The sequence below is a fragment of the Dechloromonas sp. HYN0024 genome (assembly GCF_003441615.1).
Taxonomy (GTDB): domain Bacteria; phylum Pseudomonadota; class Gammaproteobacteria; order Burkholderiales; family Rhodocyclaceae; genus Azonexus.
Genome location: NZ_CP031842.1, coordinates 2,378,182 through 2,389,983, shown reverse-complemented (window position 1 = coordinate 2,389,983; position 11,802 = coordinate 2,378,182). Strand labels below are relative to the sequence as shown.

Here is an 11,802-nt window from a genome sequence, read left to right as displayed (position 1 = left end):
CCAACGTGGCCAATTTTGCCTACAAGGGACGGGATGGTGGCGGCAAGCTGATCGAGGGGGTGCTCGAAGGCGCCAGCTCGGGCGGTGTGGCTGACCTGCTGCTCGGTCGCGGCATCACGCCGCTTTCCATTCAGGAAACCCGGGCCTCGGCAAAAAGCGGCGGTGATGGTGGCGGCATCGAGTTCTTCAAGCCCACGGTTGAACACGTCGACATCCTGCTCTTCTCGCGGCAACTCCATACCCTGCTCAAGTCCGGCGTGCCGATCATGCGCGCCCTGAGTGGCCTGCAGGAGTCGGCGATCAACCCGGCCATGAAGGAAGTCATCCGGGATGTCCGCGAAAGCCTGGAAGGCGGCCGCGAACTGTCACTCTCTCTGGCCCGCCATCCGACTGTCTTCAATCCCTTCTATATTTCCATGGTGCGCGTCGGCGAAGCGACCGGCCTGCTCGACGAAATTTTCCTGCGCCTCTTCGATCACCTGGAATTCGAGCGTTTCATGCGCGAGCAGGTCAAATCGGCGCTGCGCTACCCAAGTTTCGTGATCATGGCCATGGTGGCCGCCATGGTTGTCGTCAATATCTTCGTCATCCCGGCCTTTGCCAAAGTTTTCGATGGATTCGGTGCCGATCTGCCGCTGATGACGAAAATACTGCTCGGTTTCTCCAATTTCATGGTCGCCTGGTGGCCGGCCATGCTGGTCGGCACTATTGGGGCAGCCCTTGCTTTCCGCGCCTGGGTGCGCACCGATGCCGGCTTGATGCAATGGGAAGCGATGGTCCTGCGTTTTCCGATTGCCGGAAAGATTGTCCGCAAGGCGGCGATGGCCCGCTTCTCCCGCAGCTTCGCGCTGGGGCTGCGCAGCGGTGTGCCGGTCATGCAGGCCTTGAGCAATTCCGCACAAACAGTTGGCAACAGCTATATCGCGCAGAAAATCGAAGGCATGCGCGACACCGTCGAGCGGGGTGAAAGCGTCGTCCGGGCCGCCATCGCCTCCAGTTTCTTCTCGCCCGTCGTGCTCCAGATGATCTCGGTCGGTGAAGAGTCGGGGTCGCTCGACGAGATGCTGGAAGAGGTTGGCCAAATGTATCAGCGTGAGGTCGAATACGAACTGAAGACGCTCGGCCAGCAGATCGAGCCGATTCTTATTGTCAGTCTGGGCGCGATGGTGCTTGTACTGGCGCTCGGTATCTTCCTGCCGATGTGGGACCTCGGCAAGGTTGCCATCAAGCATTGATGAAGCAATGCGACGCTATTATGAATTTTCCATCGCCGTCGTCATCATCAGTGTCCTGGCCATCGTCCTGTGGCGGGCCATCGGCCAGGCCGGCGGCGAACTGGAAGAAGCAAGGATGCAGTCTGATGTGTCGGCCATCAGGATCGGACTGATGGAAGTCGTGGCGCATCGCGAAACCTTTGGTGGCGGCCTGCCGCGGAGTGACAACCCGATCGACTGGGTGGGCACGGCGCCGGGCGGCTATCTGGGGGTGACGGATGGCGTGCCGGACCAAAAGTCGGTCTGGTATTTTGATCGAAAGACGAAGGAACTGGTTTATCGTTTTCGCGATGGGCATCGGGCCCGCTTCCGGATCAGTCGGGATGCGGGGGTTGATAGTCCCAGAGCGGTTGTTGCTGGCGTTGGTCTGTTGCGCCTTGATGATATGCCGTAGTAATATACGCCATAGGCATTATGGCTAAAGTAATACTTGAGGAGGAAGGCGAAAATGTCTAAAGTTAAAAAATCCACAGTCGTTAAGGCAGATATGAAAACTGATTCAATGAGCAGCAAGCGCGGCCAGTTCGGTTTTACCCTGATCGAACTGATTGTCGTCATCATCATTCTCGGTATCCTGGCCTCCGTGGCCCTGCCGCGTTTCGTCAATCTGCAGCGAGAAGCCCGTATTGCCAAATTGCAGGCGGCTCGTGGCAGCATCTTGGCCGGTTCGGCTTTGGCGCACGCAACGGTTCTGGCGCGTGCCGGGGTTGCCGACGCTGCCGGTTGTCCCGGTGGTGGCGGTACGGCCACCAACATTACAACCGGTGCCGGCACAGTGTGTACCGAAAGCGGCATTGTTAGCCTGACCAACGGATATCCGGCGGTCAGTGCTATTGGTACGGCGGGTATCCTGTCGATGGCAGGTCTGACCAGCGCCTTCATTCCGACTGCCGCCAACCTTCAGGCTGATGGATATACCTATGCGGTTGCCGGTACCACCGCCACCTTTGGTGTCGTTGGTGCGACCACAGCGGGAACCTGTTTCTTCTCTTATACCGCAGCAATTGCCAATGCTGCGCCGGTTACCGCCAGCGATACTGCTGGCTGCTGATTTCAAATTTTAGGAGTAGGTAATGAAAACGATTCAAAAAGGCTTCACCCTGATCGAACTGATCATCGTCATTGTCATTCTCGGGATTCTGTCCGCAACGGCATTGCCAAAGTTTATTGATCTTCGTGCTGATGCCAACGCAGCTGCTGTGGCTGGCGTTGCTGGTGGTTTGTCTTCCGCCAGTTCAATCAATGTGGCTGGGTGTGCAGTGGCGAATAATGTCTCCGGAGCAAGGTGTACCCCGCTGTCTGCCGCCACCGCAAAATGCAGTGGCATTGGCGCGTTGTTGACGCCGGCGATTACGATTACTGCAGGGGCCTTGCCATCCCCAACTGTTCAAGGTAGATATTATATTGTGACCGATTCGGCCCTGACCACTGCCGGGGTGTCATGCACACTCGTCATGGGTGACGGCACTGCCGCAGGTGTTACTGCGACCTTTGTCGGACATGCGACGGGTGCTTGATCGCAATTGGTTGATTTGAATGGCTAAGCGCTTTGCGGGTTTTATCAAAATCCGCAATGACAACAAACCCGCCGCGAGGCGGGTTTTCCACGTTTGTGGGTGAGAAATCATTTGGCACGTAACGAAAACTGTGGGCCCGGAGAAATCACGTTGGCTGCATGGGTTGGGTTTAAATGTGCGCCACCTTTTTGGGAGTTCCGTTTTGGCACGTGGTTTTGATATATAAAGTACTTGAAAAATAACGCGTTAGTAGATAGTCTTCTTAAAAAACATAAGGTGTTGGGACAATGTGGCCGAAACTTGGGGCGAAGTTTGATGCTGGTTGGATGTCGGTAGTCCGGCAGGGCGACCGTATTGACCTTGCTCGTGTCATACGTGCCGCTGGTGGTTCCCCCCAAATCACCCTGTGCGACTCGTTCCGCATCGAAGGCAGTGAAGCTGATAGCCTGTCCCGTCTGGCGCTGAGCCATGGTTTGAAGCGTTTCCGTTGCGCTACCTTGCTGGATGAAAGCGACTATCGCCTGGTCCAGCTTGATGCGCCGGCCGTGCCGGCCGAGGAGCGCGTCCAGGCCTCGCGTTGGCGTCTCAAGGATGTGGTTGATTTTCCGGTTGATGATGCGGCGGTTTCAATTGCCGATATTCCGACCGAAGGTGGCCGTCAGGCCAGTGTGTTCGCCGTTGCTTCCCCGGCTGCCGTGGTCGGCGAACGGATGGCGCTGTACCACGAGAAAAAGATTCCGCTGGAAGCGATTGATATTCCTGAAATGGCCGTGCGCAACGTCGCCGTGCTTTTCGAGGAACCGAATCGCGGCCTTGCCTTTTTGCTCCTGACCCAGGACGAAGGTCTGCTGACCATTACCTGCGGCGGCGAACTCTATCTGTCGCGGCGTATCGAGGTGGCGATGGCCGAGCTGGTCAAGGCCGACGAAGAGCGTCGTCGTCAGATGCTTGAGCGCCTCGCCCTGGAGCTGCAGCGAACGCTCGATAATTTTGACCGGCAGTACGGTTTCGTCTCCGTGTCGCGCCTTCTGGTTGCCTCCGAAGTGGATTGTGCCGGCACGGTGGCGACGATTGCTGAGAATCTCTACCTGCCGGTGCAGGTGGCTGATTTTTCGACGGTGCTTGATTTTGCTGCGCTGCCCGAGTTGCGCTCGACCGACCGTCAGGCCCAAAGCCTGCTCGCCATTGGCGCGGCGCTGAGGAGCGAGGCATGAGTCAGCAGATCAACCTCATATTGCCGGCCTTGCGCCCGCGCTTCGACTGGCTGGCCTTGCCGGTGGTGGCTGGCGCGGCAGTGCTCGGTCTTCTGCTCGTGCTGGTGCTGGTCAGCCTTGGCTACTCGCAGACGGCAAGCCTGAAGGCCCGGCACGAAACGATCAGTACGCAGTTGCAAGCCTTGCAGCAGCAGGTTCAGACACTGGGTGGAGCGCTTGCCGGGCGGCGTGCCGATGCCACGCTGGAAGGCATTATCAGTGCCGCCAGAATGGGCGTCGAGCAGCGCCAGGAAGTGCTGGCGGTCATCGCGCAGGGCGATGTCACCGAGGGGAATGCATATTCCGGATTGCTGCAGGGATTTTCCCGGCAGGTTGTCGACGGTGCCTGGCTGACCGGATTTCGTTTCGGCGAAAAAGGTATCGAGATTCATGGTCGCCTGCTTGATCCTGCCTTGCTACCGACTTACATCAACCGGCTCAATGGCGAACCCGCTTTTGCCGGCCGTCGCTTTGCCGCACTCGACATGAAGGGGATTGATCCCGCTGACGAGAAGCGTGTTGAGGTGCCGGGTGCGGTCAAGGCGAAGCCTTCGCCGCGCTATACCGAATTTGCCCTGCACACCGATCTGGTGGTCGGACAGGAGAAGACGCGATGAACGGGCTGCGCCAGCAATGGAAGGTGATCTGCGGCAAATATGCGGCCCTGTCCCGGCGAGAGCAGGTCATGGTCGCTCTGGCGCTGGTTCTCGGCCCGCTGCTGATCGCCAATGCCCTCGTGCTTGAGCCGCAAGCGGCGCGCAGTAAGGCGCTGCAGGCCAGCATTGCCGCCGATGGCGCGGCGCTCGATACCCTGCAGGCTCAGGTTGTTACCATGCAGCAACAGTTGAACGTTGATCCCGATGCCGCCAAGAAAGCCGAACTGGCCGCCGTCAATGCGCAACGCAACCAGCTTGATGAGCAATTGCTGACGGTCGGGACCGCACTGGTCCGGCCACAGGACATGAATGGCCTGCTTGAAGGCTTGCTGGCCCGTCATGCCGGGCTGCGCCTGGTTAGCCTCAAGACCCTCGCGCCGCAAAGCGTGCTGAGCCAGAAGGCGCCGGCCAGCGAAGCTGGTAGCAAGCCGGTCGAGCGCGCTTTCGATCTCTACCGGCACGGTGTGGAAATTCGCCTGGAAGGCAACTACGGCCAGCTACAGGCCTATCTCGCCCAGCTCGAAAAATTGCAGAAACGCCTGCTGTGGGGACAACTGAGCTATCGTGTTGTCGATTATCCGCGGGCTGAAATGACCCTGACGGTGTATACCCTGAGTCCAGACAAAACATGGTTGACCCTATGAGGCTGATCGCCCTTGCCCTGCTTGCCGTCAGTGGCCCGCTACTGGCCCAGTCGGCTGATCCGACGCGACCGCCGGCGACCTGGCTGATGCCGGTCGACGAGGCAAAGCCGGGAGAAGAAGGGGGCGGAACATTCCGTCTTCAGTCGGTCCTGATTGCTCAGGGGCGTCGGCCGGTTGCCGTGATCGGTGGTCAGACGGTGGCGTTGGGGGGGCGTGTTGGCGAGGCCACACTGGTCCGCCTGACCGAGCGCGAAGCAGTGTTGAAGGGGGCAGATGGGGTGACGCATCTTTTCCTGACTCCCGACGTTGAAAAACAGATGATAGTTACGCCCAAACCCCGAAAGAAGGGGAAATCCGGGACAGTGAAGGGTTCGCCATGAGCAAGATCTTGATAGTCGCAATGTCGGCGCTGCTGCTGAATGCGTGCAGCAATCAATATGCACGTCGGGCTGATGCCTTCGAGCAGGCTGACAAGGAGCTAGGCGCAGCAGCAGCCAGCAAGGCGAAGCGTTCGCAGGGCGACATCGTCGGCCAGGCCATGGTGCCGCCGCTGCAACTCGAGCAGCCGAAGACGACCAAGCCAGAGCCGCGCTTCAATCTGGCCGTCAATAATGCGCCAGTGACACAGGTGCTCAATGCGCTGGTGTCCGGCACGTCGTACAGCATGCTGTTCCCACCCGAATTGTCCGGTACGGTCAGCCTCAACCTCAAGAACACCACGGTGCGCGAGGCACTCGACACCCTGCGCGACATCTATGGCTACGATTACCGGATTCAGGGCAACCGCATCACTGTCCAGCCGAATACCATCCAGACCCGCATTTTCAAGATCAATTACCTGGCCAGTCGCCGCCAGGGCATGAGTGACATGCGGGTGACCAGCAGTTCGCCGTCAACCACTACCCCATCGTCCGGTACCGGTGCCACTGGCCAGCCGGGGGCGAGCAATCCGGTCGGTAGCGGTGCGTCGCCGCAGAATCGGGCTGGCGATAGCACGCGGGTGCAGACCTCATCGGATTACGACTTCTGGAAAGATCTGGGCGCTGCGCTGACCGCTATTGTCGGCACTCAGGACGGGCGCAGCATCATCATCAACAATAGCTCTGGCGTCGTGCTGGTCAAGGCGACTCCGGGTGAATTGCGGGCGGTAGACGACTATCTCAAGGCCACCCAGCTGGTGGTTGAGCGTCAGGTCATGCTCGAAGCCAAGATCATCGAAGTCTCGCTCAACGACTCTTACCAGACCGGTATCAACTGGAGCCAGTTCGGCGGCATCGCCGACCGTTTCGCCCTCGGCGTGCTCTCACCCGGCGCGACACTGGCCGGAACCGGGGCTATTGGCGCCTCGGCCACCGGGATTTCGGCGGGAACCTCGGTTGGCACATCCATCGCGGCCCTGCCGGGTAACAATGGGGCGATGGGAACCTCCTCATCGGGTCAGGGCTTTTTCGGACTGGCCTTCCAGGCCAGTAACTTCTCGGCACTGCTCTCCTTCCTTGAAGGCCAGGGCGATGTCCAGGTGCTGTCCAGCCCGCGCATCGCGACGACCAATAACCAGAAGGCTGTGCTCAAGGTCGGTACCGACGACTATTTCGTGACCGGCATTACCGGCGGCTCGTCGACCACGGCAACCAATACCACAACGGCCACCCAGACCGATCCGACGATCACCCTGCAACCGTTCTTCTCGGGCATTGCCCTCGATGTAACGCCGCAGATCGACGACGACGGCAACATCATCCTGCATGTCCATCCCTCGGTCAGCGATGTTCAGGAAAAGGTCAAGAATCTGACAGTGGGTGGAAAATCCTATTCGATGCCGCTGGCCTCCAGTACAGTTAATGAAACCGACAGCATCGTCCGCGTTCAGGATGGCAGCATTGTCGCCATCGGCGGTCTGATGAAACAGGAGCAGAGCACCGGGCGTTATGGCCTGCCGGGGGTGAGCGCCGTACCGGGTGTCGGTTCGCTGTTCGGCCAGAAGAGCGTTTCGAACCGGAAACGCGAACTGGTTATCCTCATGCGCTCGACCATCATTCGCGGTGAAAGCTCATGGCGCGACGCGTCGCTCGAAAGTCAGGAACGAATTCAAAGCATGGATCCGCGTCAGCCGCGCCATCTCCAGTGGCAATGAGCCGTAACGGAGGCAACTAGCGTTGTATCTCGATCATTTCGGCCTGACTGAACTGCCCTTCGGTATTACGCCGGATACCAGCTATACGGTGATTACCCGCAGTCATCAGGAAGCCTTGAATACGCTGCTGATCGCCCTCGCTAGCGGCGAAGGTTTCATCAAGATTACCGGTGAAGTCGGTACCGGCAAGACCCTGCTCTGCCGTCGTTTGCTGCAGGCGTTGCCGGAAGGCAGCGTCTCGGCCTACCTGCCCAATCCCTATCTCGCACCGCGCACCCTGCAACTGGCACTGGCCGAGGAACTGGGGCTGGAAGTCAGCCCCGACAGCGACGACTATCACCTGCTGCAAAGCATCAACCGGGCGCTGCTGGAACACGCCGCCGCCGACCGTCAGGTGGTTGTCTGCATCGACGAGGCGCAGGCCATGCCGCTGGAGACGCTCGAATCGCTGCGTTTGCTGTCGAATCTTGAAACGGAAAAACGCAAGTTGCTGCAGATCATCTTGTTCGGTCAGCCGGAACTGGATCGCAAACTGGCCGACCAATCGGTTCGCCAGTTGCTGCAGCGCATTGCCTTTCATTACCGGATCAAGGGTCTGGTTCGTGAAGAGGTGGCCAATTACCTGGCGCATCGCTTGCGCGTTGCCGGCTATCGCGGCAGCGAATTGTTCGGTTCGGCGGCCGTTCGCTGCCTGCACAAAGCCAGCCGCGGCACGCCGCGCCTGCTCAATATTCTGGCCCATAAATCGCTGCTGTCGGTTTTTGGGGAAGGTGAACACGCGGTAAAGCCGATCCACGTTCGTCGGGCGGCGGCTGATACCGAAGGCGCGGCTTCGGCCGGATGGTGGTGATATGAGCCTGATCAACGACATGCTGCGCAATATCGAGGCCAAACGCCCCGATGATCCGGCCCGGCAAAGCCTGCAGCGCGAAATTCGTTCACTGCCCGCGGCTCCGGCCGACACCGGGCGCTGGGTCAAGCCGGTTCTGCTGGTTGGCGTCCCCTTGCTGGGTGTGGCTGTCCTCCTCGCCAACGGGACGCTGTTGCCCGGTTCCGGCACCCCGCCGGCCCCTGCGCCAGCACCTCAAGCCGCAGTCAGCCCCACCCCGGCGCTGGTTGCTCCGCCAACGCTGGTGCCGGCCGCTGCGCCCGCACAATTGCCGCCGGTGGTCGATAAGCCCGTTCCGGCCAGCGAACCGGTGCAGGCCGTCGCCCCGGTCCTGCAGGCCGCCACTATTCTGGCTGTGCCCGATCCTGTCGTGCCGGCTGTCCGGCCAAAGCCGGACGCTGCGCCCGTTGCGTCGGTGACGCCGCAGGCCGCGCCGACCGGTCCGGTCAAGATCGAAAAGAGTGCGGTCCTGACGACGCCGCGCGACCGTGCCGACGGCGAATACCGCAAGGCGGAAAACGCCCTGGCTTCCGGACGTAGTGTTGAGGCCATAGAAGGCTTCCGCGCCGCCCTCAAGCAAGACCCGACCTACGTGCTGGCGCGGCAGATGCTGCTGCGCCAACTCCTTGAAATGCGCAAGAACGATGAAGCGATCAGCGTCTTGCGCGAGGGACTTGAGCTGCAACCCGGCCAGACTGGCTGGGCAATGTCGCTGGCCCGTCTGCAGCTTGAACAGAATGATTTGACGGCGGCAGATCGTACCCTGGCTGCGTCGCAGTCATACGCCGAAGCTAACGCTGACTTTGCCGGCTTTCAGGGCCATCTGAAGACCCGTCTGGGGGCCAACAAGGCGGCCGTCACCCATTACCAGCGGGCCGCCCGCCTGTCGCCGGGTGAAGGTCGCTGGTGGCTGGGGCTTGGTCTGGCGCTGGAAGCGGATGGCCGGCTGACGGAAGCGAAAGAAGCGCTGCGCCGGGCCGTGGCAACCAACACCTTGTCGTCGGAATTGGCTGCGGTGGCTGAACAGCACCTGCACTAGCGCCCCAATTTTTGCTGTTGAGCGCAGCCGCTGAAAGTTGCGGCGAGTAAAATTCTCCCTGAGGGCGGCATCAGCCAGCCAGAAAAACGATAGAACAGGGAGATTCAGACATGGCGGTCAAACTTATCCAGTCCACGGCCTCGGCCTACGCCTATCCACTGCTGATCAAGCAATTGCTGCTCACGCCACTGGCCATCGCGCCGGATCAGGAAATCACCTATCAGGGCAAGCTGCGCTACAACTACCGCACCCTGAACGAGCGTATCGGCCGGCTGGCCAATGGTCTGAACGGCCTTGGCGTTGAGTCCGGGCAGACGGTGGCGATGATGGACTGGGACAGTCATCGTTATCTCGAATGCTTCTTTGCCGTGCCGATGATGGGGGCGATCCTCCAGACAGTGAATGTCCGCCTCAGTCCGGAACAGATTCTTTATACGCTGAACCATGCCAGAGCCGATGTCCTGCTGGTTAATAGCGAATTTTTCCCGATTCTGGCGCAGATCGCCGGTGGGCTGGAGACGGTCAAGACATTCATTCTCTTCTCCGACGAGACGGCAATGCCGCCTGCACCGGTGCACATGGCCGCCGAATACGAAGCGATGCTGGCCGATGCCTCAGCCGACTTCGCATTCCCCGATTTTGACGAGAATGCGCAAGCGACAACCTTCTACACGACCGGCACGACCGGCAATCCGAAGGGCGTCTATTTCAGTCATCGCCAGCTTGTCCTGCATACCCTCGGCTGCGCTGCGGCGCTCGGCGGGGCCAACGCGCAGGGGCATATCCATCGCGAGGATGTGTATATGCCGATGACGCCGATGTTCCATGTCCATGCCTGGGGCTTCCCGTATCTGGCAACGATGCTGGGCGTCAAGCAGGTCTATCCCGGCCGCTATCAGCCGGACGTGATCTGCCGGCTGATCAGCGAGGAGGGGGTCAGCTTTTCGCATTGTGTGCCGACCATCCTGCACATGATTCTCAGCCATCCGGCGGCCAAAACGACCGATTTCAGCGGCCTTAAAATCCTCATTGGCGGTGCGGCGATGCCTGAAGCCATGGCGATTTCGGCCCAGAAACGCGGCATGGACCTGTTCACTGGCTACGGCATGTCGGAAACCTGCCCGGTGCTCAGTCTTGCCCATCTCGACAGTGCCGATCTCAAGCTGTCGCTGGAAGAGCAGGCGGTGATCCGGGCCAAGACTGGCCGTCCCTTGCCACTCGTCGATCTGCGCATTGTCGATCCGGAGATGGTCGAGGTTGCCCACGACGGCAAGGCGACCGGCGAAGTGGTGGTGCGCGCCCCGTGGTTGACCCAGGGCTATGTCGCTGCCCCGGAAGCTTCCGAAGACCTGTGGGCGGGTGGCTATCTGCATACCGCCGACATCGGCAACATCAACCCGGCCGGCTACCTCAAGGTGACTGACCGGATCAAGGATGTCATCAAGACCGGTGGCGAATGGACGTCCTCGCTGCAACTGGAAGACATCATTGCCAAACATGAGGCGGTCAGCGAAGTGGCAGTGATCGGCATTCCCGACGATAAGTGGGGTGAGCGCCCCTTGGCGCTGGTCTTGCTGAAGCCGGATTTTGTCGAGCAGGTTACCGAGCATGCCCTGCGTAACTATGCCGCCCACGCCATCGAGGCGGCCGGTGTGTCGCGCTATGGTGTGCTATTGCAGGTCAGTTTCGTCAAGACGCTGGTCAAGACCAGCGTCGGCAAGATGAACAAGCGCCTGATGCGGGCCGATCCGGCCGCGCTGCGCATGTGATCAGGGAGCTGGGTGTGCCGGCAGGCGGTTGAGCTGCCGGTCGTGCCAGCCAGCGAGCAGGGCCATGGCCGAGGTCGACCCAAGCAAGGCCATGAACATGTCGGACTGCGTATCCCAGGGATCACCCTGGGTGCCGAGGAATTCGTCGGCACCCTGACCCAGGCTGACAGCGGCCGCCCATTCGATCAGTTCGTAGCTGGCACTGATGGCCATGGCGATGCAGATGCACAGGAAGCCGGTCATTCTTCGGCCGACGACATGCCCGCCACGGATCAGAATTTCCCGGGCGACCAGTGCCGGGACAAAGCCCTGCATGAAGTGGCCGAGCTTGTCGTAGGGGTTGCGCGTTGTGCCGAGCACCTCCTGCATCCAGAAGCCGAACGGCACGCGGGCATACGAATAGGCACCGCCGGCGATCAGAACCAGCATGTGGGCAGCGATCAGTACGGTGAGCAGGGTGGTCAGCGGATAGCTCTTGCGGGTGGCAACCATCAGCGGCAAGGCGATGAGCACAGGTGCCACTTCCATGATCCAGGTCGCCCGGTCGAATGGGGCGAGGCCCGAAATGATGAGGGCGGCGATGACGATACCGGCGAGTGAGGCGTTTAAAAGTTTGCGGGCTTCCAT

The 11,802-nt window shown here is 60.3% G+C and carries 12 protein-coding genes and 1 pseudogene; 12 read left to right on the top strand and 1 reads right to left on the bottom strand.

Annotated elements, in window-relative coordinates; all coding sequences use genetic code 11:
- Window positions 1–5: 5 nt before the first annotated feature.
- The 12 genes and pseudogenes from HYN24_RS11430 (at window position 6) to HYN24_RS11375 (ending at window position 11,175) form a co-directional block, all read left to right on the top strand.
- Window positions 6–1,235: a type II secretion system F family protein gene (locus HYN24_RS11430; protein ID WP_117609368.1), complete on the top strand. Its 1,230-nt coding sequence runs from the start codon at window positions 6–8 to the stop codon at window positions 1,233–1,235.
- A gap of 7 nt (window positions 1,236–1,242) precedes the next feature.
- Window positions 1,243–1,668, top strand: a complete 426-nt coding sequence (locus HYN24_RS11425) for a hypothetical protein (protein ID WP_117609367.1) — start codon at window positions 1,243–1,245, stop codon at window positions 1,666–1,668.
- A gap of 93 nt (window positions 1,669–1,761) precedes the next feature.
- Window positions 1,762–2,325: a prepilin-type N-terminal cleavage/methylation domain-containing protein gene (locus HYN24_RS16305; RefSeq protein ID WP_305790962.1), complete on the top strand. Its 564-nt coding sequence runs from the start codon at window positions 1,762–1,764 to the stop codon at window positions 2,323–2,325.
- Between the two features lie 22 nt (window positions 2,326–2,347).
- Window positions 2,348–2,791: a prepilin-type N-terminal cleavage/methylation domain-containing protein gene (locus tag HYN24_RS16300; RefSeq protein ID WP_117609365.1), complete on the top strand. Its 444-nt coding sequence runs from the start codon at window positions 2,348–2,350 to the stop codon at window positions 2,789–2,791.
- A 287-nt stretch (window positions 2,792–3,078) separates the two neighbouring features.
- Entirely contained in the window at window positions 3,079–4,005 is a 927-nt protein-coding gene (locus HYN24_RS11410; protein ID WP_117609364.1) for an agglutinin biogenesis protein MshI, read from the top strand.
- The gene (locus tag HYN24_RS11405; protein ID WP_117609363.1) at window positions 4,002–4,661 is read left to right on the top strand and encodes a PilN domain-containing protein; all 660 of its coding nucleotides are present in this window, start codon (window positions 4,002–4,004) and stop codon (window positions 4,659–4,661) included. Before HYN24_RS11410 ends, HYN24_RS11405 begins: the two co-directional genes overlap by 4 nt.
- On the top strand, window positions 4,658–5,344 hold the full coding sequence (locus tag HYN24_RS11400; RefSeq protein WP_117609362.1) for a hypothetical protein: 687 nt from the start codon (window positions 4,658–4,660) through the stop codon (window positions 5,342–5,344). The genes HYN24_RS11405 and HYN24_RS11400 overlap by 4 nt, the downstream gene beginning before the upstream one ends.
- Window positions 5,329–5,724 (top strand): MSHA biogenesis protein MshK, encoded by a 396-nt coding sequence (locus HYN24_RS11395; RefSeq protein WP_162888711.1) that lies wholly within the window; start codon window positions 5,329–5,331, stop codon window positions 5,722–5,724. The genes HYN24_RS11400 and HYN24_RS11395 overlap by 16 nt, the downstream gene beginning before the upstream one ends.
- Window positions 5,721–7,325: pseudogene (locus HYN24_RS11390) on the top strand (secretin N-terminal domain-containing protein); the annotation flags it as partial. The gene HYN24_RS11395 and the pseudogene HYN24_RS11390, both read left to right, overlap by 4 nt.
- A gap of 175 nt (window positions 7,326–7,500) precedes the next feature.
- Complete coding sequence (locus HYN24_RS11385) at window positions 7,501–8,328, top strand: ExeA family protein (RefSeq protein ID WP_117609359.1); 828 nt, start codon at window positions 7,501–7,503, stop codon at window positions 8,326–8,328.
- A gap of 1 nt (window position 8,329) precedes the next feature.
- Window positions 8,330–9,406 carry a lipopolysaccharide assembly protein LapB gene (locus HYN24_RS11380; RefSeq protein ID WP_117609358.1) on the top strand — a complete coding sequence of 359 codons (1,077 nt, stop codon included), beginning with the start codon at window positions 8,330–8,332 and terminating at the stop codon, window positions 9,404–9,406.
- Between the two features lie 110 nt (window positions 9,407–9,516).
- Complete coding sequence (locus HYN24_RS11375) at window positions 9,517–11,175, top strand: fatty acid--CoA ligase (RefSeq protein WP_117609357.1); 1,659 nt, start codon at window positions 9,517–9,519, stop codon at window positions 11,173–11,175.
- Here the strand turns inward: HYN24_RS11375 and HYN24_RS11370 are convergent, their stop codons facing one another.
- Window positions 11,176–11,802 (bottom strand): DUF2238 domain-containing protein, encoded by a 627-nt coding sequence (locus tag HYN24_RS11370; RefSeq protein WP_117609356.1) that lies wholly within the window; start codon window positions 11,800–11,802, stop codon window positions 11,176–11,178.